At 43.2% G+C, this 25,444-nt stretch carries 23 protein-coding genes and 6 pseudogenes; 11 read left to right on the top strand and 18 right to left on the bottom strand.

What is annotated here, in order from left to right:
- Window positions 1–686 precede the first annotated feature (686 nt).
- Window positions 687–1,721, bottom strand: a complete 1,035-nt coding sequence (trpD, locus tag VL20_RS04430; protein WP_052275722.1) for an anthranilate phosphoribosyltransferase — start codon at window positions 1,719–1,721, stop codon at window positions 687–689.
- Between the two features lie 79 nt (window positions 1,722–1,800).
- Window positions 1,801–2,328 carry a GIY-YIG nuclease family protein gene (locus VL20_RS04425; RefSeq protein ID WP_052275721.1) on the bottom strand — a complete coding sequence of 176 codons (528 nt, stop codon included), beginning with the start codon at window positions 2,326–2,328 and terminating at the stop codon, window positions 1,801–1,803.
- 224 nt (window positions 2,329–2,552) lie between these two features.
- Between VL20_RS04425 and VL20_RS04420 the strand changes: the two genes are divergently transcribed.
- Window positions 2,553–3,140 carry an L-threonylcarbamoyladenylate synthase gene (locus VL20_RS04420; protein WP_052275720.1) on the top strand — a complete coding sequence of 196 codons (588 nt, stop codon included), beginning with the start codon at window positions 2,553–2,555 and terminating at the stop codon, window positions 3,138–3,140.
- Window positions 3,095–3,952 (top strand): sensor histidine kinase, encoded by an 858-nt coding sequence (locus tag VL20_RS04415; RefSeq protein WP_052275719.1) that lies wholly within the window; start codon window positions 3,095–3,097, stop codon window positions 3,950–3,952. Before VL20_RS04420 ends, VL20_RS04415 begins: the two co-directional genes overlap by 46 nt.
- Here VL20_RS04415 and VL20_RS04410 read toward each other — a convergent pair.
- On the bottom strand, window positions 3,888–4,358 hold the full coding sequence (locus tag VL20_RS04410; protein WP_052275718.1) for a GNAT family N-acetyltransferase: 471 nt from the start codon (window positions 4,356–4,358) through the stop codon (window positions 3,888–3,890). The genes VL20_RS04415 and VL20_RS04410 overlap by 65 nt on opposite strands.
- A 181-nt stretch (window positions 4,359–4,539) precedes the next feature.
- Entirely contained in the window at window positions 4,540–4,665 is a 126-nt protein-coding gene (locus VL20_RS32265; protein ID WP_260441291.1) for a hypothetical protein, read from the bottom strand.
- On the opposite strand from VL20_RS32265, the gene VL20_RS04405 reads away from it, so the two are divergent.
- Window positions 4,655–5,650: a carbohydrate kinase family protein gene (locus VL20_RS04405; RefSeq protein WP_052275717.1), complete on the top strand. Its 996-nt coding sequence runs from the start codon at window positions 4,655–4,657 to the stop codon at window positions 5,648–5,650. The two genes, VL20_RS32265 and VL20_RS04405, sit on opposite strands and share 11 nt — an antisense overlap.
- Before the next feature lie 10 nt (window positions 5,651–5,660).
- Here the strand turns inward: VL20_RS04405 and VL20_RS04400 are convergent, their stop codons facing one another.
- The 4 genes from VL20_RS04400 to lepB all read right to left on the bottom strand — a co-directional run bounded on the left by VL20_RS04400 (window position 5,661) and on the right by lepB (window position 8,996).
- Window positions 5,661–6,731: a YheT family hydrolase gene (locus tag VL20_RS04400; protein WP_052275716.1), complete on the bottom strand. Its 1,071-nt coding sequence runs from the start codon at window positions 6,729–6,731 to the stop codon at window positions 5,661–5,663.
- A gap of 65 nt (window positions 6,732–6,796) precedes the next feature.
- Window positions 6,797–7,165, bottom strand: a complete 369-nt coding sequence (locus VL20_RS04395; protein WP_052275715.1) for a DUF1818 family protein — start codon at window positions 7,163–7,165, stop codon at window positions 6,797–6,799.
- Between the two features lie 6 nt (window positions 7,166–7,171).
- Window positions 7,172–7,747, bottom strand: a complete 576-nt coding sequence (locus VL20_RS04390; RefSeq protein WP_052275714.1) for a hypothetical protein — start codon at window positions 7,745–7,747, stop codon at window positions 7,172–7,174.
- A 151-nt stretch (window positions 7,748–7,898) separates the two neighbouring features.
- A complete protein-coding gene (gene lepB / locus VL20_RS04385) occupies window positions 7,899–8,996 on the bottom strand; it encodes a signal peptidase I (protein ID WP_052275713.1) in 1,098 nt (365 codons plus the stop codon).
- A gap of 236 nt (window positions 8,997–9,232) precedes the next feature.
- On the opposite strand from lepB, the gene VL20_RS04380 reads away from it, so the two are divergent.
- From VL20_RS04380 to VL20_RS04370, 3 genes are all read left to right on the top strand, one after another.
- Window positions 9,233–9,892, top strand: a complete 660-nt coding sequence (locus tag VL20_RS04380; RefSeq protein WP_052275712.1) for a glutathione S-transferase family protein — start codon at window positions 9,233–9,235, stop codon at window positions 9,890–9,892.
- Complete coding sequence (locus tag VL20_RS04375) at window positions 9,893–10,189, top strand: hypothetical protein (RefSeq protein WP_002787937.1); 297 nt, start codon at window positions 9,893–9,895, stop codon at window positions 10,187–10,189.
- Between the two features lie 148 nt (window positions 10,190–10,337).
- Window positions 10,338–10,958 (top strand): chorismate lyase, encoded by a 621-nt coding sequence (locus VL20_RS04370; protein WP_002767928.1) that lies wholly within the window; start codon window positions 10,338–10,340, stop codon window positions 10,956–10,958.
- Between the two features lie 217 nt (window positions 10,959–11,175).
- Here the strand turns inward: VL20_RS04370 and VL20_RS04365 are convergent.
- Window positions 11,176–13,214 (bottom strand): annotated as a pseudogene (locus VL20_RS04365) (hydantoinase/oxoprolinase family protein).
- Between the two features lie 84 nt (window positions 13,215–13,298).
- On the opposite strand from VL20_RS04365, the gene VL20_RS04360 reads away from it, so the two are divergent.
- Together VL20_RS04360 and VL20_RS04355 are read left to right on the top strand one after the other, a co-directional pair.
- Complete coding sequence (locus VL20_RS04360) at window positions 13,299–14,306, top strand: Gfo/Idh/MocA family protein (protein ID WP_052275711.1); 1,008 nt, start codon at window positions 13,299–13,301, stop codon at window positions 14,304–14,306.
- An 846-nt stretch (window positions 14,307–15,152) separates the two neighbouring features.
- Window positions 15,153–16,089, top strand: a pseudogene (locus VL20_RS04355) (IS110-like element ISMae40 family transposase).
- A 64-nt stretch (window positions 16,090–16,153) separates the two neighbouring features.
- Here VL20_RS04355 and VL20_RS04345 read toward each other — a convergent pair.
- Window positions 16,154–16,351 (bottom strand): hypothetical protein, encoded by a 198-nt coding sequence (locus tag VL20_RS04345; RefSeq protein ID WP_052275710.1) that lies wholly within the window; start codon window positions 16,349–16,351, stop codon window positions 16,154–16,156.
- Between the two features lie 175 nt (window positions 16,352–16,526).
- Here VL20_RS04345 and VL20_RS04340 point away from each other — a divergent pair, with 175 nt between their 5' ends.
- From VL20_RS04340 to VL20_RS04330, 3 genes and pseudogenes are all read left to right on the top strand, one after another.
- Window positions 16,527–16,904, top strand: coding sequence for a DUF433 domain-containing protein (locus VL20_RS04340; RefSeq protein ID WP_002760641.1), 378 nt, complete (start codon window positions 16,527–16,529; stop codon window positions 16,902–16,904).
- Window positions 16,901–17,294: pseudogene (locus tag VL20_RS04335) on the top strand (DUF5615 family PIN-like protein). Before VL20_RS04340 ends, VL20_RS04335 begins: the two are co-directional and overlap by 4 nt.
- 227 nt (window positions 17,295–17,521) lie before the next feature.
- Window positions 17,522–17,824 carry a hypothetical protein gene (locus tag VL20_RS04330; protein WP_052275709.1) on the top strand — a complete coding sequence of 101 codons (303 nt, stop codon included), beginning with the start codon at window positions 17,522–17,524 and terminating at the stop codon, window positions 17,822–17,824.
- Window positions 17,825–18,811: 987 nt separating this feature from the next.
- Here VL20_RS04330 and VL20_RS04325 read toward each other — a convergent pair.
- The 8 genes and pseudogenes from VL20_RS04325 to VL20_RS04300 form a co-directional block, all read right to left on the bottom strand.
- A complete protein-coding gene (locus tag VL20_RS04325; RefSeq protein WP_052278378.1) occupies window positions 18,812–20,026 on the bottom strand; it encodes an ISL3 family transposase in 1,215 nt (404 codons plus the stop codon).
- A gap of 188 nt (window positions 20,027–20,214) precedes the next feature.
- Window positions 20,215–20,930 (bottom strand): IS1 family transposase gene (locus tag VL20_RS27280; protein WP_441293345.1). Its coding sequence is split into 2 segments (ribosomal slippage): window positions 20,215–20,603 and window positions 20,603–20,930, totalling 717 coding nucleotides; the frame shifts between segments, so codons are not numbered across the junction.
- 31 nt (window positions 20,931–20,961) lie between these two features.
- Window positions 20,962–21,075, bottom strand: a pseudogene (locus VL20_RS33585) (UPF0175 family protein); the annotation flags it as partial.
- Window positions 21,076–21,164: 89 nt separating this feature from the next.
- Window positions 21,165–21,455, bottom strand: a complete 291-nt coding sequence (locus VL20_RS04315; protein ID WP_249265027.1) for a PIN domain-containing protein — start codon at window positions 21,453–21,455, stop codon at window positions 21,165–21,167.
- Between the two features lie 10 nt (window positions 21,456–21,465).
- Window positions 21,466–21,607, bottom strand: a pseudogene (locus VL20_RS34030) (RNA-guided endonuclease TnpB family protein); the annotation flags it as partial.
- A 574-nt stretch (window positions 21,608–22,181) separates the two neighbouring features.
- Window positions 22,182–23,336: pseudogene (locus VL20_RS32255) on the bottom strand (RNA-guided endonuclease InsQ/TnpB family protein).
- A gap of 221 nt (window positions 23,337–23,557) precedes the next feature.
- Window positions 23,558–23,767: a DUF2281 domain-containing protein gene (locus VL20_RS04305; RefSeq protein ID WP_002760653.1), complete on the bottom strand. Its 210-nt coding sequence runs from the start codon at window positions 23,765–23,767 to the stop codon at window positions 23,558–23,560.
- A gap of 361 nt (window positions 23,768–24,128) precedes the next feature.
- Window positions 24,129–25,442 carry a site-specific DNA-methyltransferase gene (locus VL20_RS04300; RefSeq protein WP_223210363.1) on the bottom strand — a complete coding sequence of 438 codons (1,314 nt, stop codon included), beginning with the start codon at window positions 25,440–25,442 and terminating at the stop codon, window positions 24,129–24,131.
- Window positions 25,443–25,444: the final 2 nt, after the last annotated feature.

Genomic DNA, 25,444 nt, shown 5'->3' with positions numbered 1-25,444 from the left:
TGGGGTGTGGGGTGTAGGGTGTGGGGAGTTTTCTCAGTGAACTGATAACTGATAACTGATAACTGATAACTGATAACTGATAACTGATAACTGATAACTGATAACTGATAACTGATAACTGATAACTGATAACTGATAACTGATAACTGATAACTGATAACTGATAACTGATAACTGACTCCTAACCCAATGGTAGATGTTGGATTTTTGCAGGAGTTCTATTTTCTGACAAAGATAAGCAAAAATTATTTATTGACTGCAAAAACTTGAGAATATTTAAATTAACATTCCGCAATATTTACAAATTCTTAAGAATTAATTGAGAAAGATTTTTATTTAACAACGATGTTATCATGGTTACAGCGATTTTACTGAATTTCATAATGGGTTATTTTGTGCTTTTTTGGGCAGCAATGGTTGAAACCCTTGCCACACCTAGAAGGGTATCCTAATTGAAACGGGTAAATCAGTCAATTTCACCCATAACGATGATCTTTTTTTTATGTAGTTTTATTGCAAAAAAAAAGTTTTTTTGACAAAAAGCACAAAGTATGATACGCCGCATATTTCTGGCTGCGAGTAATTATTGCAGAGTGGGGGAGTGGGGAAGTGGGGAAGTGGGGAGATAGGGAGAATAAATAAAAGCAATCTCCTGTCTCGGAGTCTCCCGACTCCTGTGAATTGTCCTAGGCGAGAAACTTAACCAACTCCTCTAATTTTTGCCAAGCTAATCCACTGGCTAAAATCTCGCGTGCGAGGGCGAAACCGGCAGCATGGTCGCCAAAAGAGACCTTTTCTGCCACCTGTAGGGCAAGAGAGGCATTAATCGCCACAGCATCCCGTTGAGCTGGCGTTCCCCCCCCTTGCAGGACATTTTTGAGGATTTCGGCATTTTCTGGCACTTCCCCGCCTTTAAGGGCATTTAAACTGGCTCTGGGGATAGCAATTGACAAGGGATCGATCGCCGCAGAAATCACCTCGCCATTATTTAATAAAGCCATATCGGTCAGGTCTCCTAACCCCACCTCGTCGAGTTTTTCCCGGCCGTGAACAATAATCGCCTTTGGGGTTCCCATTTCTGCTAAAGCCGTGGCCATGGGGGTGAGAAATTGCCGGTCATAAACCCCGATAACTTGACCTGTGGGACGGAGAGGATTAACTAGAGGGCCCAGAAGATTAAAAACCGTGCGAACTTTCAGGGTTTTGCGGAGATTAGCCACACTTTTCAGGGCTGGATGCCAACCGGGGGCAAAAAGAAAAGTCACTCCCACCCCATCTAGGGCCGCCGCCACTTTCTCGCTAGGGGCGCTTAAATTAACCCCAAGATATTCTAAAACATCGGCCGAACCGACCTTGCTGGAGGCAGAGCGATTGCCGTGTTTAGCCACTTTTACGCCCCCGGCGGCCGCCACAAAAGCCACGGCAGTGGAAATATTAAAGGTTGAGGCCCCGTCACCGCCGGTGCCACAGGTATCGATAACGGGAGTAGTATGGGGTTTAGGGTCTTCTAAGCGAGATTGTTGCCGTAAAACTCCAGCCATTCCCGCTAATTCGGCGGCCGAGACTCCTTTTGCTTGCAAAGCCGCTAAAATCGCCCCCGATAAAACTTCCGGAATCTGGCCGTTTAACCATCCGGTCATTAATTCTTGAGCTTGGTTAAGGGAAAGGGATTTTCGATCGAGTAGTTGCTGCAGTAGGTTTGGCCAGTCTGGAGTGGTCATCGCTGTTCCATTGCTGTGGGGAGGGGGCGATATAATATCATAGCGGTTTGTCTGGGGAATCGATCGCTCCAGGTAATTTTTACTTTAAATCGAGCAAACCCTGTTCTTTTAACTTGGGATTAAAACGAATTTCCATCTGTACTCCCCGTTTTTCTAGGGTTGATAAAATATCGTTTTCTACTCGTCTGGATACCTGTTTTAATAACTTGATTTTCCCTAATTCATCAGCACTTTGAAAAATTTCTTTTTCTGTCTCAGTCATGGCTAATTTAGCATCAATTGGTTCTGTCCAGAGTTTTTCATTGCCGATTACTGCCTGACTTTCTCTTAGCCAAGCTTGTTTAATCGATTCGAGAATAGTCCGATTAGGACGCTCAATAACCTGGATTTTTAGCCAATAACAAGCTTGGGGCTGTCGGGCAAGATGTTGTTTTAAACTGAGATAAATATCACGAGAATAGCTGACAAACTCTAAAACTTGTTCTCGATCAAAAATTGCATAAACCCCGATTTTTCCCTGGAAATCAGCACAGATATTACCCGTGTCATCTAGGTAGGGAATATATTCTAATTGTTTGAGATTAGCAAAAGTATCAGGCTCATTCATAATTAACTGTCGATAATTGGTTGGAGATAAGTCGGTAGGTGTTAAAAACTTTCAGATACCCCGCTGATCAAGTAGGTTGATTCAAGGTAGGGTTGATTCAAGGTAGGGTTGATTCAAGGTAGGGTTGATTCAAGGTAGGGTTGATTCATGAATCAACCCTACCCGTTTAAAATTGTACCAAAAAGTTTTAGGCTAAATTAGTCCCCAAAAATGATCAATTCTCAATGCCTACTGCTTCTCTTAACGAAATTGTTCACGCGGCCCTCAGTGGTCAAGTGGTTTCTTTTCCCACGGATACAGTTCCCGCTTTAGCGGTTTCTCCCCCCTATGCTGCCTTAGTTTTTGCCGCTAAAAAACGGACTTTTGATAAACCTTTAATTCTCATGGCGGCCTCAGCATCAGATTTATGGGATTATGTCAAGGGAAATCAGGAAGAAAGGGAAATTTGGCGGCAAATGACCGAAAAACACTGGCCCGGCTCCCTAACTTTGGTTTTACCTGCTTCTGAAAAAGTACCAAAAGTTCTTAACCCTAAGGATCCTAGCACGATTGGTATCCGAGTTCCCGCTCATGCGATCGCAAGAGAAATTCTCGGTCGAACTGGTGTTTTAGCGACCACAAGTGCTAATCTGTCAGGACAAGAGCCTTTATTAACTCCAGAAGCGATTATGACTACTTTTCCCTCGGTAACGGTGTTAGCTCCCACAGAAAGGCAAGCATGGGGAATAATCAATAGTGGACAACCCTCCACCGTCGCGCGTTGGCAATGTCAAAGATGGGATATCTTACGACAAGGGGCAGTTTTTCTGTAAATATGGACGATATTGACGCTTTAAAACGGGAATTACAGCAAACTCGCCTCGCTTATCAGATGGCTGTGGCAATTAATCACCTCAAAAGCAGTTTTTTGGGACGGGTTGCCCACGAATTGCGATCGCCATTAAGCAGTATGATCAGTCTCCATCAAATGATTCTCGCCGATCTTTGCGAAAGTCCGGCCGAAGAAAGGGAATTTATCGCCCAGGGGCAACTGGCGGGCCGTAAACTGATGGCAATGCTCGATGAGATGATTAATCTCTCCAAACTAGAGTCGGGTACTATACCTCTGGAGGGAGAAATTTTTTCTTTAACCAAACTCTGGCAAGATTGGGCAAGTTTAACCTATTTACAGGCAGCTAATCGCAATATTCAGCTTAAATTTAGCCCTTTAACCGATGATATTGCTATTATTGCCGATTATCAGCGTTTATCCTCCGCTCTTGTCCTTCTCGTCGATGCAGCGATCGCCAACTTAACCAGCGGCTCTATTTGTATATCGGTCAGCGCCCTTGGCGAGAAAAAAGTCACTATTAGTCTAGAATTTTCAGGGGAAATCCCTCTTTGGCAAATGCCAGAAATTTCTCCTTTGAGTTTAGAATCAAAGCCAGAAGAAGTCAAACAATTTACTCAAGCTCTCGGTCTTTCTCCCGGTCTTAAATTCCAGTTAGCGAAGGGAATTATCGAAGTATCGGGGGGGGAAATGAGCTTAGATCAAATCAATAACAATAGTCAGGACAAGCTCACACGGATCGTTTTTTCTTTACCTCGATCGCCGGACAGGAAAACTCCTCGGGATAACGATTAAATAATACCATCGTCGTCATGGCGTTGCTTTGGAAACCAATGCGCTGGTAAAATTGTTGTTGGTTAGTAGTCATCAAATAGACTCTTTCCACCCGATTCATCCGGGGATGGGCTAAAACTGTTTCTACTAATTTACGCCCTAAACCCGCTCCCTGATAATCGGGATGAACGATCACATCCCAAATAGTGGCCCGATAAATGCCGTCAGAAGTAGCCCGAGCAAAACCAATTAATTGCCGCTCATTCCACACCGTCACCACCGGATCACTATAGTCAATTGCGGTTTCTAAATCTTCTAAACGGCGATCTATTGCCCAAAATGCGGTTAAATTAAATAATTCTCGTAGTTGCAATAAATCTATCTTGCTTTTATCCTCGTCAAACTGAATCTGACTACAATCAATCATGATATTTCCTTAGTCTAAGACTAAAAAACAGGGGAAGATATTTGGGCGAGAAAAAGGATTCACGCTCCCTCAGGCTAATCTACGAGCAATTTACCCTTATCTATGTATTTTATTATACTAAATGCCTAAGATAATCTCTAGTTGATTTATCGTCATTTCTTGACAAGTCAGGATTCAGGATTCAGGAGTCGGTCGTCAGGAGGAGATAGGGTGATAGGGTTTTGGGGTGATAGGGTTGAGACAGCTTCCCCACTTCCCCATTACCCCACTTCCCCATTACCCCACTTCCCACAGCAATGCTTAACAATCAAAGATCTTCGCCAGTGTCTGTCATTTGTTTAGGGGAAATCCTCTCTGATCTAATTGCCGATCAAAGCGATCGCTCTATGGAGCAGGTGACTTCTTGGACAACCTATGCCGGGGGTGCGCCGGCAAACGTGGCCTGTGGATTGCGAAAATTGGGCATAAATTCGGCTTTTATCGGTTGTGTGGGCAAAGATCAACGAGGGGAACAGTTAATCGCCTTGCTAGACGCTCTCGGAGTCGATACCACTGGTGTACAGTATCATGCCACCCTACCCACCCGACAAGTTTATGTCACCCGCGATGCTGGGGGAGACAGACATTTTGCGGGTTTTGGCGGCATTAAAACGACGGATTTTGCCGATACTGCCCTTAATGCTGACCTATTGCCCGAAAATCTCTGGAAAAATGCCGATTATCTAGTGATGGGAACCCTAGGGTTAGCCTATCCCCCGGCGAGAGCTGCGATGATGCGCGCCCTCGAATTGGCTAAAATTTACGGGGTGAAAGTATTGGTCGATATCAACTGGCGACCGGTTTTTTGGCCTAATCTTGAGGCTGCCCCTGATATCATTCGAGATTTTATTGCCCAGGCCGATTTGCTCAAATGTAGCGAGGAAGAAGCAGCATGGTTATTTGGCACTGATACCCCCGGAGAAATATCATCACAATACCCCAATTTAGGGGCAATTCTGGTTACTGGCGGCGCAAAAGGTTGTAAATATCATTTAGGCGAAAATAGCGGTGCTGTCGAGGCTTTTTCTGGGGAGGTAGTGGATACAACTGGGGCAGGGGATGGCTTTGTGGCGGGTTTTTTGGCTCGTGCTGGTCTGGGAGGCGATCAAATCGAGGAAAATGCCGATTTAGCCCGTAATGCGGTGATTTATGCCTGTGCGGTGGGGGCAATGGTGACAAGAAGAGCAGGAGCGATCGCATCTCAACCGACTCGGGAACAGGTGGAGGAGTTTCTAGCGGCCTTTGACTCCTAGAAATTAGCCCTTATTTGCCAGTTTTTTGGTCAAACCAGTCTAAAACCCGATTCCATGCCCACCAGCGATCGCTATCGCCCCACTGACGCTGACAGGATAAACTGCTGATATAACCCACATGACCGCCATGGTTGGTTAAAAGTAGATCCACATGGGGATTATCGGCGATCGCTGCTTGCAGATCGGGAATAACTGCGGGGGAAAAGAGGGGATCATCGGCTGCGTAGAGGATAAAAGTGGGTTTAGTTAAATAGGGTTGAAAGGGCAAGGGACTACTAGCGGCATAATAGTCAAAAACTGTCTCAAATCCTAGCTTTTTAATCACTAATTCTCGATCGAATCCGGCAATCGTGGTGGCGCGAGTAATTGCTTGGGGATCGATATGATCAGGATGAGCTTTATGGATGCGTTTGGCTAACTTGCGTAGTTCCCCGGCGATCGCTTTTTCCAGATGTTTCCCCCAGGTATCCCGAACGAGATAGGATAAAGAACGATTAGAGTCTAAATTAGGACAAATTACCGCACCGCCGCCGATATGGGTGGGATCTATCCCCATATCTTCCTGATTCTCTGCCGATTTAATTCCCCAGAGGGCTAATTGTCCCCCCAGAGAGTAACCCGTGAACCAAAAAGGGGCAGGACAGCCCATTTTTTGAGCTTGGGCGGCAATATGAAGGAAATCTAGCCCTTCATAGATGCCATCAGAGGTGAGAGTCGGGGATAATTCGGCTGTCTTACCGTGGGCCCGCCAATCGAAGAGGACGACCGCGTAGTTTCTCGCTACGGCTTTTCTGCCTAAAATCCTTAAAAACCATTGATTATCTAAGTCTCCCGTGATGCCGTAGGTGCCGATAATGGTTCCTTTCGCTTGCGGGGGAATGGAAAAAATCCCGTAGATGGGGACGGCATTAGCCCCGGTGAAAATGGTTTCTTGATAGACTGGTTCGGGAATAGCGATCGTATTTTGCCAGGTTTCTCGCGCTTTTAGGGCCACATAGAGAGTCATGGCAAAACCGTTTTTCAGCAATGGGGGCGGAGTGTAGGTGAGATTATCGGTCCTCGTCCTCGGATGGGCAATCATGGCAGCACAGGGGATTCAAAAAGTCAAGAGGGGGAGACAAAAATTAACTTATGCCCACCGCTTTCTTAAAAATTGTAAAGCAAATTGTCCCAAGCAGCGAGCAACTCTGGCAGGGCAGCGGCCGACCAATTGCCCTCACAACTGCGACCTTGATAGAGAATCAATCGCAGGGAATAATTATCGGGAAATCCTGTCGCTTCTAACCATAAAAGCTCGCTTTCCGCTTCACAAGCAATACTTTCTTCATCCATTAATTCTGTGGCTATGGAAGCCATAGTCGCAGTCAATTGTGATAGTAACCGACGCAAATCCTGCCACTCGGCCTCGGTTAATTCGATCGCCCAATCATCACCACCAATTAATCCTTTATAAACGGTTGCCGTAGGATTCCAACCGAGTCGCCAACCCGAACCATATTTGAGAATTTTTTCCATAATTTTCTAGAATTTTAATAGGTCGGCATCTCCCGGTTTTGATAATGATGGACGACGGGGAGAAGGACGAGGAGAAGGACTAGGATTGGGGGTTTCTTGGGGAAGAATAGCGGGGTTATAAATTTCGACTAAAAGAGTTACTAACTGCTGCCGTTGACGACGATTAAGACTGTTAATCGCTTTGATATCGGCAGTCATGGGATTAACGGTAAGGGTTGCTTGTCCGGGATAGTTTTCTTCGCTGATTTTCTCGTTTACTCCTAGATAATCTCCTAGGGTTAATTGCCAATCAAAACGGATGAGAGTAAATCTTTTTTTGGTATCTTGATGATAACGAAGAAAGCGACTTATTAGGGTATTATTCGGATCGATCGCTCCTGTGTCTCGACGGGTATAGTTGTTTTCTTTCGGTAAATCTGGCATTGCTTGATAAATTTGTTGAGCAACTGTTTCGGGTCGTTGAATTTGGCTCATCCCAGTGGATTGCCAGGATAACCACCAGAAAAATATCCCTATTCCTAGCCAGAATATTAATAATATTATTCGCTGAATTTTAAGCTTTTGAGGGAATTTTAAGAGCATATTAAGCAAGAAAAGATTGGAGTTAGTTATCTAGGAACAGTGGGGATTTTTCAGTAACATTTCAAGAGGTTGGGAATGTTATAATCATCTAACAATACCCCAACTCATCTAACTGTAACACCTAGGCTCAAAGTTACCCCAGTCATCCCCATCATAGCAAAGACTGGACACGATCGAGAGGCCAGTAAACTTTATAGGCTTGACCAACGATATAACTTTCTGGCAAAAAACCCCAAGCATGGGAATCAAAACTATGGTTACGATTATCTCCCAAAACAAACAGGGTTTTTGGGGGTACAGTCATAAATTCTATTTCATAATTGGCTAACTCGGCGGTGTAGGTTTCCTCGATAACTTGCCGGTTGAGATAAACTTTACCCCTGCGGATTTCAATGGTATCCCCGGGAATAGCGATGACTCGTTTGATAAAAAAATCTCCCGAATTAGGCTCTAGTTGCTTAATTTTTTCGGGAGTTCTAAAAACAATTATATCGCCTCTTTCCGCTTGATAATTACTGGATTGACTGACGAAAACGCGATCACCTACTGCGAGGGTAGGCAGCATGGATTCGCTAGGAATCTCGAAAAATTCTATTTTTTGATGTAACCAATCGGGAAAATAATTACAGATAATTCCCCAAGTAAAAATTGCTGCCACCATCAGCGCCAAAATGGAACGATAGGTGTGACGATGGGGATGGAATTGATGGGGGAAAGTGTGATAAACATGATAAATAGCGATCGCTGTAATTAAAGGCGCAAGAAAGAGGATATTAGCAAAAAAATCAGCCATTTTCAGGCTAATCTGGGATATAGTCAGAAAAATTATCCCTAAGCTCACCTTATCAGCGTACAATTGCCCCAAACCTGGCATAATCCGGTTAGCGAAGACGGCAAACCATGGGTTTTTTTGTTTCCGGGGAATTTTCTCTAAGCTGTTATTCTGTCTGGAATAATAAACACTCCAGTGAGCGTCAAAAATATTGCTAACGTAAAGGACAACCAGAGCAACTATTCCCCCTAATCCCCAGCTTACAGGGCCATTGGGACTAAAAATTGACCAAATTGTTACAATTATTAATATTACTTGAGCGATCGCCCAAATGGTTGCTTTTTGGTTTTTGTTAGCATACCATTGTCCCAAGCCGGGGAAGAACATCGAGAGATTGACAGCTAACCAGGGATCTTTTGCCAGTGAATTAGTCGCATCAGGAGGAGAAACAGCCGAAAAAAGGGGGGGTTTGCTCATAGTATAGACCTATTGCCAATTCAGTAAACAGTAAACAGTAAATAGTAATCAGTGAACAGTGATCAGTGAACAGTGATCAGTGAAAACATATTAGGAATAATACTGCTCGCTTAATACATACTGCTCACTTAAAACTCAAATCTGATAACTGATAACTGATAACTGATAACTGATAACTGGTAACTGATAACTGATAACTGATAACTGATAACTAATATAGCAATCAACAACAATTAATGCTCTTACTGCAATTTAGCACCTCTCATTACTGTCGCAAAGCTCGTTTAGCTCTAGGTTATAAGGGGATTGATTACCAAGTAGAAAATCTCACCCCCGGACTACATATTCTCAAACTCAGTCCCCTAACCAAAGGGTTAACCACTGTCCCCGTTTTAATGGCAGCAGATGAGATTATTGCCGATTCTACTGCCATTTTAAAATATTTAGAAAAAGTAGTTCCTTTCCCCTCTTTTATTCCCGCTGGGGAAAAGGAGAAAAATCAAGCTTGGTTACTAGAGGATTGGTTAGATGAAAGTATTGGAGTAGCGACTAGATTTGTCTATTATAATTATCGCGCCGGAGAGGGAAAAGCGATCGATCCTTCCCTGAGTAGTCAAATAATTATTAATATCGTGCGACAACAATATAAAATCACCCCAGCCAGGGTAAAACTAGCGGAGGAGCGGCTAGAAAATGCCCTCAAGATTCTAGAATATTGGCAAAATCAGGCCTATTTGGTGGGAGATAAATTAAGTGTAGCCGATATTGCCGCCACTGCCCTACTCAGTCCTCTGGCTCTAATTCCCAGTTATCGTCAAAAATATCCCTGGTTGTTTGCTAGAATCGGGGAAATTCATCAACAGTGTCGAGAAAAATTGCCCCCTGGTTTAAATTAAATGCAGCGAACGACCAAAATTATCATCCTCATCTCGATCGGTTTCTTATCGCCCCTAAAAGCCCTTGCTTTGCCCGCTCCTGAAGATATTCCCGAAGAAGTTTTACGAGCAGAAATTATCACTTCGGCTCGATCGCCCTTGGATAATCAACCCCTAAATGCGGCAGAATATGCCTTACTAGAAGAACAATTAGCCACTAGCATTTATCCACCCCAAATCAATCCCAAGATTCGACAATTAATTGCCCTGAGAAGATTACAAAAACTCCTACAGATATTCATACCTTTCTATCGTTAAGATCAAAATAGCCGATCTCCTTTGGCGAGAGTGCCTATGCTAACCAAAAAGTTAGAGAGGATTGGAGCAAGGCGATCGCTTTTATCACCAGCAGACAAAAATCCCGTGTTATGATTAATGAAAAAATCATAAAGTTTTGTAACAAACCTTGACTGCTATCCTCCACCCCCAAGAAAAACCCCTGCTTAATCGTCCTTGGTACTCCCTGTCCCCTCTCTGGCAAGGAGACGAAACCGATGTGAAACAAGGTTTACCCCATAGCCAACTCGCGCCTCCTTGGCAGATTTTAATTCTCGGCGATGGTTCTCCCACCCGTCATTTACAACTTTTAACTGGTGAAAAAACGGAGGTGGATGTGATCGATATGTCCCCCATCGGCGACGATGAGGATGGCGCACCGATGAAAATTAGCCTGATTCCAGGACCGAGATTGCGTCGTCAAGTCTGGTTACGCACAGCTAGTGGTCAAAGGTTAGCCTATGCCGCTTCTTGGTGGTCTGCCAATCAAGTGGACGAATATCTAGAAAATCGTTCCCTACCGATTTGGGAAAGTCTCTCGCGGCTGCACACGGAATTGTATCGCGATGTGCAGGGACTTTATTACGGTCATTCCCCGGAATTAGAAATAGCTTTTGGGGAAAAAGGAGCATTTTGGGGTCGTCATTACCTATTTTGGCACGCTCGCCAACCCCTTACCCTGATTTACGAGGTTTTTTCTCCCTGTCTCCGTAAATACCTCGGCGAAATGAGAATTGATCAATTAGGATAACTGCTGTAGATATTTCTAAGTAGGGCTGGCTGAATAAATCTAAAAACCTTGTTGGATAATATCTTTAGGCTTTTTTGAAATCAAAAAGTGGGGGAAATTTAGGCACTTTTTCCCTGAAAATTAGGTAATTGGCCACCTCAAAACTGGTAAAACCCCACACCCCACACCCCACACCCCACACCCTACCCCACGAAAAACTTTTTGCCGCAAACCCTAGTTAAGCTTTGGAGAGAATTAAATGATTTTTCTCCGTTAATTTGGCCGTCCAACCCGGTTCAATCACAATCGTGCTAATTTTTTCGATAATAATTGCGGGTCCTGGCAGACAATCAAAAGGTTGCAGATCTGAACGCTGATAAATTGGCGTTTCCCGCCATTGATTAGCCAGAAAAACCGCTACTCGATCGAGGATAGGAGGTAATTCTCCCATCGGACGGGTGCGAGTTAAAATTGCTTCTTGGGGACTGTCCATAGTCTCGATCAATTCCACGGCGATGGACTCAACAATTAAAGCTTTTTGTTCTTGTTTAAACCCATAACGTCTTTGATGTTCCCGTTCAAAATCCTGACGCATTTGATCGCTAAAATTAACCGCTAAAGTGGCATCACTGCCTTGATATTTTAAACTGACTTGCTGCCGCACCTGATTATAACCCTCTAATTCCCGACCTGCTAAAACTTCTAATTCGTTCATTTCCGTGAGTAACTGCCCGATTAAATCAGCATTTAACGGCTGTTCGATCGCTTTTTCTTTAATTACCCTCAAATCGGCCAAACCCATGCCGTAGGCGCTTAAAACCCCGGCGTAGGGATGGAGAAAAATGCTTTTCATTCCCAGAGTATCGGCAATTAAACAGGCCACTTGACCCCCGGCACCGCCAAAGGTACAAAGAGTATAATCACTGAGATCATAACCCTTTTGCAGAGAGATTTTTTTAATCGCATTAGCCATATTTTCCACGGCAATTTGAATAAACCCCGCAGCCAGCAGTTCAGGACTATTATTACCCCCCATTGTTGCCGCTAATTCGTGAAACTTTGTCAGCACAATCTCTCTATCTAGGGGTAAATTTCCCTCTTGTCCAAAAATAGCGGGAAAATAGGCAGCTTGAATTTTTCCTAACAAAACATTAGCATCGGTAATTGTTAATAGTCCACCCCGTCGATAACAGGCAGGTCCCGGATTAGCTCCGGCACTTTCCGGTCCGACTCGAAAACGATAACCATCATAGACTAAAATCGAACCCCCACCAGCTGCCACGGTGTGAATACTTAACATCGGCGCTCGCATTCTTACGCCGGCAATTTCGTTATCTGTTTGCCGCTCATATTCCCCTTGAAAATGAGAAACATCGGTGCTAGTTCCTCCCATATCAAAACTGATAATTTTGCTAAATCCCGCCCTTAAACTGGTTTGTACTGCCCCGACTATTCCCCCGCAGGACCAGATAAAATGCTATCTTTACCCTGAAATTTATCGGCGGTGACTAAACCGCCATCGGATTTCATAAATAACAAGCTAGTCTTCGGTAATTGCTGGCTAATACTATCAACATAGCGGCGTAAAATTGGCGATAAATAGGCAGAAACTACTGTGGTATCTCCCCGGGATACCAGTTTCATTAAAGGACTGACTTGATGGGAAATAGCTAGATGAGTAAAGCCGATTTCTTCGGCAATGGCTGCCACTTGTTTTTCGTGGTCGGGATAACGATAACTGTGCATAAAAACAATCGCACAACTTCGGATACCCGCTTGATAAACTGGTATTAAATCGGCTTTAACTTGGGCGGGATTAACGGCGATTAATTCTTGTCCTTGACGATCGTAGCGTTCGGCCACTTCGATAACTTGTTCGTATAATAAAGAAGGAAGAATAATTTGACGTGCAAAAATATCGGGGCGATTTTGATAGCCAATTCTCAAGGCATCTTTAAACCCTTTGGTGATTAACAAAACCGTGCGCTCTCCCTTTCTTTCTAACAGCGCATTGGTGGCTACCGTTGTTCCCATTTTAATCACTTCGATGTTATCTAGGGAACCGCTAATATCTTTGATCCCTTGAATGACTGCATCTGGGTATTTTTCGGGATTTTCCGAGAGCAGTTTATAGAGAACAATCCACTGTTGATCGGCAAGGGGAACAATCAGAAATCTAGCGGCATCTCTAGCTAGTCGTTCAATAATTTCTGGTCGATCGATTATCGCCACGATATCGGTAAAAGTTCCCCCTCGATCGATAAAAAATTTTAACATAATCCCTTCCAGTTCTCAGAATCAATTAACAATTGTGCCTAATCCTTTTAAAATAAACTAGATTGATTTATCTGAGTAAGCAAAATGTCCACAGGAATCGCTATTTTAGGGGTAGGACGTTGGGGAGTGCATTACGTCCGTCATTTTTCTCAACATCCCTCAGCACAAGTAGTGGCAATCGTTGACTCCTCTCCTGAAAAACTCCGTCTCTGTCGCGATCAATTTAATATCGATACTAATAAGGTTATTTTAGCCAATGACTGGGAATCTATTCGCAATCATCCCGAAATCTCAGCCGTAGTCGTTGTTACTCCTGCCATCAGCCATTATCCCCTGATTAAAGATGCTCTTAATTTAGGTTATCACGTCCTCGCCGAAAAACCCTTAACCCTCAATCCCCAAGAATGTGCCGAATTAACGGCATTAGCGGCGCAAAAACAGCGTATTTTATTAGTTGATCATACCTATCTTTTTCATCCCGCCGTTATCACTGGACAAAAAGTCCTGCAATCCGGTGGCATCGGTAAACCTCTTTATGGTTATGCCACTCGCACTCACCTGGGTCCGGTTCGTCAGGATGTGTCCGCTTTGTGGGATCTAGCTATTCACGATATCTCGATTTTTAATCATTGGCTAAATAGTACACCCGTATTGATTCAGGCGAGGGGAACCTTCTGGCTACAACCTAATCTAGCCGATTTAGTCTGGTTAACCCTGATCTATGGCGATGGTTTTCAAGCGACTATTCACCTTTGTTGGTTGAATCCCGATAAACAGCGACGCTTAGGGATAGTTGGCAGCGAAGGGACTTTAATTTTCAATGAATTAGACTCTCGAGCGCCTTTAACCCGACAAAAGGGCTATTTTGAACGTCAGGAAGCCTATTTTATTCCCCGGGGACAGGAGACGGAATCTATCCCTATTGCCGATGGTGAACCCCTAAAAGCATTGTGCGAACATTTTTTAGAGTCGGTGGCTACGGGTGTCAATTCTCCTGTATCTTCGGGATCGGTAGGGACCCAATTAGTCAAAATCCTCCAGGCAGCAGAATTATCTCTAGCCAGAGGTGGAGAAATCCTGCGCTTAGAATAGGTAAAAATGGGATCGATAGGTAGGGTCTGCTGAAAAAGTTTTTCGTGGGGGTAGGGTGTGGGGTGTGGGGTGTGGGGTGTGAAGTATAACCTGATTTGCTATTGACGAGGAGTTTGTACGGCGTTAGATTTATTAGAGGTTTTCTTAATTTGTACCCAGTAAGGGGGTATCGGAAATTCTGTTAATCCTTCCTGCAGCACAGGTTATGGCTTTTTGTCAATGGGGAAGTCCAGAACCCGATCGGTGCGTAGCGCGCTCGATCGCTAACGGCTCAAATCAGCGACGGCATTAGAAAGCAAGCTCGGCAGCGACGAATTGCGACCGTCCGCTGCCACGCAGTGTTAGCTGGTGGTTCAAGGAAATAACTCAAAGTAATCGCAGTGACTTGGACGAATAATCGAAAAATCTCGGCGATCAAGTGTGTAAACGCGAGTAATAGTAAGCCTTTCAGCTATGGCAATGATCGCTGCATCTGTAAAGTCAAGGTTGGGTTGAGCGAAACAATACTGGGTCGAAAATAGATCAATTCGCTTGAAAAAGCGAAACCCAACCACCCCAAAGGTTACTCTTGGTTGGGTTTCGTTCCTCAACCCAACCTTGTATCTTGAGAAGTAGGCAACCCGTCCCAACCTAGGTAAAAAATACCGCTTTGTAGCTTGGGTGCCTATATTCTGAAAAAGGGCGTGGACATCCAGTTCAACCGAGGTGCTTGACACCGTTGGGTAGCCACCGGAGCCACGCCGTCATCCCGAGGAGACAAGCTCGAACAATCGCCCTTAGGATTAACCTCGTCTTCGCAAGGACGAGTTACCAAAGGGACAAAATAACTTAACCCCAGCATAAACGATGACAGAAGAAAAAACATGGGTAGGGATCGATGTCAGTAAAGAGGTTCTAGATATCTACGTGTTGCCGCAAGGTCTGACCTTGCAACAACCCAACAGCGACGTTGGCGTTCAATCGCTGATTGAACAATTACATCCTCTCTCACCGAGTTTGGTGGTGGTGGAATCGACGGGTGGATTAGAGCGCGCACTCGTATCGGGCTTACAAGCCGCCACCATACCGGTAGCGATCGCCAACCCCCGCAAGGTCAAAGGGTTTGCGACGGCATTGGGGAAAGCAAAAACGGACAAATTGGACGCACAGGTAATCGCTCAATTCGCACGAGCCGTGCAACCCCAACCCCAACCCGTGGTTGCCCCCCAAGCCCAACAATTGAGCGACCTAGTACGACGACGACAGCAGTTGGTGGAGATGCAGGTGGCGGAGAAAAACCGCCTCAGTCGTGCGTCTGAGACGGTGCAACTAGATATCAAAGCCCATATTGAGGAAATCCAACAGCGTATTGAAAGCCTCAACGAGCAGATTCAGTCCCTCGCCCAACAGCAAGCCGATTGGCAAGGCAAAAATGAAATCTTACAATCCGTTAAAGGGATCGGCAAAGTTTCATCTGCCCTATGTTTGGCGGAATTACCCGAGATGGGAACACTCTGGCGAAAAACAGATTGCCCGGCTGGTCGGGGTCGCTCCTATCAACCACGATAGTGGCCAGCACAAGGGTAAACGCATGATTTCGGGGGGACGCACCTCGGTTCGCTGTGGCTTGTACATGGCCACATTGGTAGCCATTCGTCATAACCCGGTGATTCGGAAGTTCTACGAACGGTTGTTGACCAATGGCAAGTTGAAAAAGGTGGCCTTAGTTGCCTGTATGAGGAAATTGCTGGTTATCCTCAATGCCATGATTCGTGATAATAAATGCTGGCAAGCACCCGCTTAGTCCAGTTTTCCGAACAATTTCATCGCTGACAAAACGGATGACTGGTGCCGTTACTTTGTCTTGCCTATTTGGGGTACAAAAGATTTTCTTTATTCCCCTTGACTTTTAAGACAATCGCTACAATAATTGCTGCTCTCGTAGTGGACTGTTTCAGTGCGATGCCGAAGGCACTGCGTAGCAGATCGCCATCGCCGTAGGGTGCGTTCCCTAAGGTGGCTCCTACTGCTCCAGCGCTCGATTTTGGGGAACGCACCATGCACATTGATTGAAACTGTGGGTTTAAGTGCGATACCGAAGGCACTGGGTAGCAGTACGCTGACGAGGGTACGCTAATCAAATGTAATGCGCCATATTTTCATTGATGAGGCCAGCAGAGTTGGGGGTGATATGATGAGAAAAGAGCGGCCACTCAACACCATTTGGAGCTAATCAAAACTATGTCACTGTATCCTGATCAGGAACCCGCAATTACTCGAACAGAGCGTGGTTTAACAATTTCTGGCACAAGAATAACCTTGTATCAAATAATGGACTATATTCACGCCAATTACCCTCGTCATTTAATCCGCCATCAATTCTATCTAACTGATGAGCAGTTTGATGCAGCCATCTCTTATATTGACGCTCACTACAAAGAAGTAGAGTCAGAGTATCAAATAGTTGTGCGGCAAGCAGCAGAAATTCGAGATTATTGGAATGAGCGTAACCAAGAACGTATTGCTAATATTTCTAAGTTGCCGCCCAAGCCTGAATATACTTCTGCTTGGCAAAAATTGCAAGCGCGTAAAGCCAAACGAGCAGCAATAAGCCAGTGATTTTTCTAATCGATCACAATTATTGAAGGGCAATCGCTCATACTTTTTGGCAGTATTACTTCTGAAGGGTGGCTTGAAACATTACCAATTCGTTTTATTTCATTTGATGAAGTTGAATTACCAATTAACAGCAGTGATAGAGTGGTCTGGAGGTTTGCTCAAGAGAATCAAATGATTTTACTAACCGCCAACCGTAGTATGAAGGGTGAAGATTCTTTAGAGCAGGTAATCCGAGAAGAATGTTTACCAACTTCTTTGCCTGTGGTTACGTTTGCAAATGTTGATCGGATTATTGAACGAGAATATCGAGAAGAATGTGTTGATCGCTTGATTGAAATTGCTCTTTACCTTGAAAATTATTTAGGCGTGAGTCGTCTGTTTATTCCATAGCAAATGTCTAACTTTGCCGTTAGGCGGCTTCGTCTATCTGTGAAGGCGTAGCCCCAGTGCGATGTCGAACGCAATCTTGTAGGGTGCGTTCCCTAAGGTGGCTCCTACTGTTCCAGCGATCGATTTTGGGGAACTCACCATGCACATTGATTAAAACTGTGGGTTAAAGTGCGGTCGCCGATTTTAATAAGCTATATTAACAACAATACTTAAAGAGAAGGCTTAAAATGGTTAAATCAACTTTGTACACGACAGCAAAAGTCCTACCGGGAAATAGAATTGAAATTGAATCTCCAGAGCTGACTGTAGGACAAACTGTTGAGGTAGTTATTTTGGTTGAAGAAGTTAGTTCTGATTCTTCTACCAGCGAATATATCTCTCCATCCTTAAAACAGCGTCTTGCTTTTCTGAAGTTACCAATGACTGAACGGAGGAATATTCTCAAAAGTCAAGCCGATATAATGCTCTCTCACTATCAACAAGATTCTGAATGGCAGGAGTTAATGGCAGCTGACATCATTGACTATTAACCCTGAGCTGCCAAAACGTGGAGAAATTTGGTTAGTCAACTTCGATCCTACTGTTGGTGCAGAAATCAAATGACACTCTTCAACTAAGGGGGGTGGATTTACAAAGGTTTATTCGTAAATTAGGAAGCATTTCGGCTCTTCTCGACTTTGTGTGATAATTTTTGCTTATGGAATCGTGAAATGCTTATCAGGCAAGACTTTTAGTGCTATTTGGCGGAATAAACTATCAGTATAGACCTCGTTTCCACACAGAAACCAGAAGAGCCGCATTTCTGAAATTACAATACTGGAAATTGTAGCCGCCATTGCTACTGTAATCGAATTTGAGATCTAACAAATCGGCTCTTCTCGACTTTGTGTGATAATTTTTGCTTATGGAATCGTGAAATGCTTACTGGGCAAGACTTTTAGGACTATTTTGCGGATATTCTATCAGTATAGACCTCGTTTCCACACAGAAACCAGAAGAGCCACAAATCATTGCACCCGACCGTGTGTTAGATAGCTCGTAATCATGTAAACCTAGTATAATATGAGCGATCGCTATCCAAAATTGTCCAGTTTAGCCTTTAACTATTTAGGGTTTGCTGAATAAATCTAAAAACCTTGTTGGATAAGGCTTTTAGACTTTTTTTCCCTGAAAAAGTGCCTACCATTGGAGTGATTGGGGGGAAAATTTAGGGATTTTTTCCCTGAAAATTAGGTAATTGACCACCTGAAAATGGGTAAAACCCCACACCCCACACCCCACACCCCACACCCTGCCCCCACGAAAAACTTTTTCAGCAGCCCCTATTTATTCAGGACATTACCATGAAAAAACTGCATAAATTACTGATGACCACCACCGCCATAGTTTCTACATTTGGGTGGAATATTCACAGCACTCCTGTTGCAGCCAAGCAAAATTATATAGGAAGATGGTACAATGTGGGACTTAGTAATGAATACATTTCTTTCTGGCTCTTCGTTACTCTTTATGCTAAATCAACATACAAGATGCCAAGACAACATACTTCTAACCCAAAAATTCCGAAAGTTTCTCAAGCCATAGGCTCTCCGTTTTATTAGTTTAAGTTTATTGTTGATTCCCTCGACCATCCCATTCGTTGTCCTTCGCTCGAAATAACTAATTATTTCTCCAAACCAGTTTCGGATTGTTTGACAACTCTTAGTAAAAACACTGGAGGATTTTGCCAACCATTCCGAGATGGATAGCATTCCCTCTGTCGGATTCTCTGAGGTTTCATAAATCTTTCTAAATTCTTCCTTTAATTCCTGCATCTTTTTCAAATTTGGGAATTTTTCTTTGATAGCTTCTAGTTTGATTTTTTGGGTTTCCGTTAAATCTTTTTCATTTTTTAACAAGCTATATTTACTTCGCTTTAAAACTTCTAGCTTCGCTTCTTTTTCCGCTTTCTGTTTTTTATTTTTCTGCGCTTCTACCGCTCTTTTTTCTGCTTTTCTCTGTTCGTCTAACTCTTGATTAATTTGTTTCATTACATGGAATCTATCGGCGACTACCTCGGCCGATGGCATCAATTCTTTCACTAAATTTTTATAGGGCAACCAAAGGTCTATGCTGACTTCTTCAATTTGCTCTAACACCTCTTTTCCCCACCCTGTAAGCGTTTCCCTCAATTCTTCTTGTGTTCGCTTCTCTAGAATAGCTATTAGTTTTCCCGTATCTAAATTTACTAAAACCGCACAGTAATTTTTTTGTCCTTTGACTAGAGCGATTTCGTCAATTCCTAGTCTTTTTAATTTCGATAGGTCTGTCTCTGTAATTTCTTCAGCTATGTCCTCTATCATTCTTTGAATCTGTTCTTCCGTTACGTCATTTCTTCGGCTAACATTTAAAATATCTCCTGATTTTAATTGTTCGAGTATATTCTCGGCTAGTCTTTTCGTATAGGTTCGTTTACTGGCGACAAAATCTAACTCTTCGCTGAAGGGTTTCCGACAATTATCGCACTTAAATTGACGACGATTAACTTGTAGGTACACTGGTTGTCCTGAGATTGGTAAATCTTTGACTAAATGTCGATGATTTTGGTGTAGTTTATCGCTCTCTAACCCACAACGAGGACAGACTGCTTTTTTATTTTTCGATTCGATTTGGAAAACTATACCGATATTTTCTAGGTGTCGATAGCCTTGAATACAGGTTCCTTGTAGGTTCAAAAATTTGTCAAGTATCATAAGTAAAACACTCGGGTTTTTGGCCATTATATCAAATCTTAACTCGATTGTCTATCTTTTGGTATTAACCTGTTGATGCCTTAAGTCCTTCCCTATATGGATTTCAGCTACTTTTGAGCGTAGGCGCTCTCATCGAATTTTATTTTAAGTTAATTATTTGCATAACAATTCCCGAAGAGCCTCGAATTTTATTTTAAGTTAATTATTTGCATAACAATTCCCGAAGAGCCTTGAAACTTCAGATAATGAATTAATAAACGAATAGAGTATCCTAACATTTCTGTAGACTTAGAATAGCAGAGTGTTTTGCGATGCAATCGGGCTAGATAATGTCTTAAACGTGTGTTCTCACCCTCTACTCTGGTCATATAAGTCTTACTAATTATATGGTCGCCCTCTGCTATAAAACATGGATAAACTGACCATCCATCACTCACATAAAAATAGCATCCCCAAGACTTAACTAATTCCCATAATGGGCGAAACGTTTCGCTACTATGATCTCCGATTACCCAACCTAAAATTCCTTTTTTAAAGTGGTCAACGGCTGTCCACACCCAGATTTTGTTTTTTTTGAGCCAACAAAGGTTTCCAATTCATCCAGTTCCCCTACTTCAGGAATTGTTTCTGGGTCATAGGCGACTGGCAATAATTCTCCCACAGATTTTACCCAATTAATTACGGTCGTATGATGAACTCCCTTTAGCCTTTCTATTCCTCTAAATCCCATCCCATTAACATAGGCAGTTAGGCATTCTCGCTTCGTTTTTTCGTCATAGCCTTTCTGTTTTTCATAGTTATCAATAAATTGACGGCCACAGGTTACACAAATATGATTTTGTTTACCTTGTTTATTGATGCCATTTTTACGGATATGGGTAGATTTACATTCAGGGCATTGCATTTTGATTTCCTCCATTCATATCTCTATTATGCAACGCCATCCGCTCTTGCTGAAACAGCGCAATGGCAATCTCCCGGAGCCAGTCGCCCTGGTTAAAGGTTTCGGCTTGGCTGAGGTTATCCGGTAGGTTCAGGGTAATTTTCATTAAGACATCCTCACGCACTATTTATCTCCTCGTCTTTACTCGTTTTCTGATAACAGGATTTGGTATTATTGACTGACGGGAGCCAGCAATTAATTTCTAATTTTAAGCACTTGCATAGGAGTCAAACGTCTTTGCTCTGTCTTGTCAAAATCTTGATCAAAACTCACAATAGTAGCTTTTTCAAGCTCGGCAGCAACATATTGGTAAGCATCATCAAAATCCAAGCGAAAGAGAGCCATTATTTCTACGACTCTCTTCATTTGGTTAGCAGGAACACCGACCAGCACAACACCAGCATCAATCAAAACGTCATCCACAAATTTGATAAAAACGTCTCTTTGATTCAGCCGATTACAGATCACCCCGATAGAATTTGACATACTCCCACCGTCAAGCTACGCTGTGACGGGGGATTCTTGACCTATCACTATCGGAAATTCCTTGTTCAACGAGACAACTTAGATTCTCAATGTCTCCATTAAAAACCCAGAGGTCGGACTCTCTATTATGCGTTTGGGTCGGTTTCTGTTTTTCTGTTGGGAGCATCTCACTTACGCGATGAGTAATTATACCTAGACTTCCCCCGTATAAACATACTAGCTATGGCTAAAAGTCTTACAGAGCCTGAGTTCAAGCAATACAATACCAATGAACTACTGGACACAAAATCCTGAAGTTCTTACGCCGATAGGGTTTGAGGCAAAAATTTTCAAATTTGACCTTTAGACCATTATAGCTTGTTTCGGGGCAGAAAATCAGCAAAAACATGGCTACAGAGGGAATCCCTTACTCTAGAGATTAATGACACTATCTGTTAAAATCAGGTTAGCGATCACTATACAGCCAACTCTACGGAATCGCTCTACTCCAGATACAGTCAACGGTACAGCCATTTTCCAGTGAAAAATGTACCCATTAGTCTCTTTTCAATTTTTTCTGAGAAGCGACCTGCAGTAAGGGTTTTGTTAATTTTTTAGTATTTATGTATGGGGGAAGTCCAGTTATACTTAGCCTAAAAGCCACTCTTAATCGTGTCTTGGAACGAAATAGAGGCTTTTAAAGACCGCGTACATGGAGAATTAAAACAAGAATTACCCTCGAAAAGCCTATTTTTCTACTAAGTATTTATGCTCATTGCAAAGGTGAGATGCTCCCGTTTCTGTTTGCCCAACAGTACCGTTGAGATGATTTCCCAAATATTTCAACCCTTTTTTAAGAATGTTGATGGCTGCATTATGATCCCTATCTAAGTACCTAGGCAAAATTATTTACACATGACGATCATTGCCCCGTAAGGGTTTTAGCTCGATCGGGCAGGTAATTAATTTTGCATGACTACTTAAGATTGTTTTACAATTGGGACATTGATGAGTTCTAGTGCTTAAGGTTTTTTGAACTCTCGTCCCACAAACTGAACAATCTTGGCTAGTAAAATAGGGAGGAACAGCAACACAAACAATCCGATAAATCTTGGCAAAATAATTCAAACATTCAGTGAATTGATACCAAGAAGCATCAGAAATCGACTTGGCCAGCTTACGGTTTTTGACTAAGTTTCTTACCTTTAAAGCCTCATAGACTACCAGATCATTAGACTGGACTAACGCCAAAGCGTCTTTAATGGCTTTGTCTTTACGTTGTCTTGACACTTTAAGATTAAGCCTAGCTACTTTTATCCGTTGCTTGTGATAGTTTTTAGACTGTTTCTTTCCTTGACGAAATCGTTTTGATAATCTCCTTTGTGCTTTTTTAAGTCGTTTTTCTGACTTGCTTAAATAACGTGGATTTTCTACGGTATTGCCTTGGGCATCAGTATAAAACTCTTTTAACCCTAAGTCAATTCCTGTTATTTGTCCAGTTGGTTTATGGTATTCTTGCCGTTCTCCGTCAATCAAAAACTGGCAATAATAACCGTCAGCACGTCTAACAACTCTTACCCGTTTAATCTGTTGTTCTGAATAATAAACTAATGTCTTTTGACTACACCATAAATCAAATTCTCCTGCTTTAAAACCATCGGTGAACTTGATTTTACGTCGGTCATCAGATAGTTTGTAGCCCGTTAGTTTATACTCAACGGAACGGCTATGCTTTTTGAACCGAGGAAACCCCTTTTTTCCCGGTATCTTAGCATGACAATTATGGTAAAACCTAGTAATTGATTGCCAGGCTCTATCAGCAGCCGATTGACGAGCTTGAGAGTTTAATTTATTAACCCATGGTGTCTCTTCAGTTGTCAGTGAACAGTTATCAGTTAACAGTGGGGGAAAAACTGATAACTGGTAACTGTTAACTGTTAACTGTTATTGGTGAGTATCTTGTTGAAAAATCTAGCGGGGGCATTCATCCGACATTTTAGGTAAAGTAAAATCAGTCATACACATATCAGACGGCGAGAGCGTATCAAGTAGCTCCGCAACAACCTCCGCCTGTCCTTGTCCTAATAAGCGTTCTAGCCAAATATTCGTATCCAGAAGAAACACTAGCCATTTCTCCATTCAACTGCAAGATGCTGTAACTCAATTGATGTGTAATCGGTTTTAAGCATCCCTGCCCAGTCTTGACGGAGTTTACGTTTTATAGGTTGGTTAGATTTACTTAAAAGTGACTCTACAAACGTTTGTACTTCAACCTTTAACTGGGGCGATAATTGTCTCACCAGTTCTTCTAGTGATTTTGCTGATGTACTCATGTATTTTACCAATTCAACTTTTTGTAGTAGTTGATAACTAATCTACCACCAGTCTAGCATAGGATTTGATGAGAAACAGCACTAATCTTGAAAACCCCTATAACCCAGTATAGCGCCCTAAAGCAAGCCCTCCAACGACATCTAGGGGTGCTACCCAGTGCCTTCGACATCGCACTTAAACCCACAGTTTCAATCAATGTGCATGGTGCGTTCCCCAAAAATCTATTAGTGGAGCAGTAGGAGCCACCTTAGGGAACGCACCCTACAAGATTGCGTACTGCTACGCAGTGCCTTCGGCATCGCACTACGCAGTGCCTTCGGTATCGCACTACAGCTTATTGGTTTAGCATAACGGATAAGTTCAGCGGCGCGCTTTAGCGCGTCCGCTGGAACGAATTGTTAGAACCCCGTTTGGCGATGTAATGTCAGCATCTTTAGGCTGAATGTTTTCTTCCGCAGCCTCTTCAAACAGTGTGAAGTCGGCAATGCTGAATAATGGCAATGAAGCTTTTTTGGATTTCTCATTGACAAAATCACCCATACGATCCGAGCCATTAGCCATCCTATGCAATATTGTTGTAATAGCCTCCTGGCTACGATCAACACCAATCCATTTCCGCCCAAGCTCTGATGCCACCACTAATGTGGTTCCAGACCCTGCATAGCAATCTAGGACAAGATCACCGGGATTTGATGATGCTTCAATAATTCTAGAAAGAAGTGCAGGATTCTTTTCCGTTGGATAGCCGGTTATATGAATGTTTTGATTATGCGCGTCACGAAAGTCCATCCAAATGTCTTGCACTGGAATTCCAGCGCTATTTTCAAGATAGATTTTTCGGCGCGGGTTTCCCGTTGGCGACCAATAAATCTCTCCACGGGCATCCATCTCATCTAGGGTTGACGGTTTATATTGCCAATGCTTTCCGGGTGGCGGCAGCTTGCCTTTCCACTCCCCACCTGTTTCCCCGTTACGGACACCGGGAGCATGGACGGGTACTTTTTTGTATCTGCGCCCATCGGGATCAAGGCATGGATACTCCTTTACTGATTTAACTTCATCCCATGGTTCAATTGGTCGGTTCCATACATAGTTATCGCTCTTTGTGTAGAAAAGAATGTAGTCGGCTACATTTCCGTATGTCTTTCTCGTGTAGTTCTTAGGATTGCACTTCTTGCGCGTTATGCAATTTCGGAAATTTTTCTCTCCGAAAATTTCATCTAAGACGACGCGAAAATGAAAAATCATTCTTTCATCAAGGTGAAGGTATAGCGAACCATCATCGGCCAACAAACGGTGAATTAAAATTAGGCGTTCGCGTAACGTTTCAACAAAATCAGGTCCAACAAGATGATCGTCATAAGCATGGTTTTGTTTTCTTGACTCAAAGGATGATGCAGTTGCAAATGGAGGATCGATGTAAACAAGTTTCACTTTTCCGCTTACGGCTTCATCCTTCGCTAAAGCCGCAAGTACAGCCAAGTTGTCCGCGTGGTAAAGCCTATTATCGCCGCCTGAATATGCCGAATTTGGCGAGTAGTGTCCTGCGGGAAGCGCAAGAATATCTTCTTGTGCCTTTTTTCCGGGGTACTCTAGGCGAAAACCATTAGTGTCCACAGGCGACACCCTTTCTCCTTTTGTACGATTTCCCATGCCTGGAATTGGAACCGCCATAC

Source organism: Microcystis panniformis FACHB-1757 (assembly GCF_001264245.1).
In the GTDB taxonomy this organism is placed as follows: domain Bacteria; phylum Cyanobacteriota; class Cyanobacteriia; order Cyanobacteriales; family Microcystaceae; genus Microcystis; species Microcystis panniformis.
Note: the sequence above shows the minus strand (reverse complement) of the source record. Positions and strands in the feature narration are given on the sequence as shown.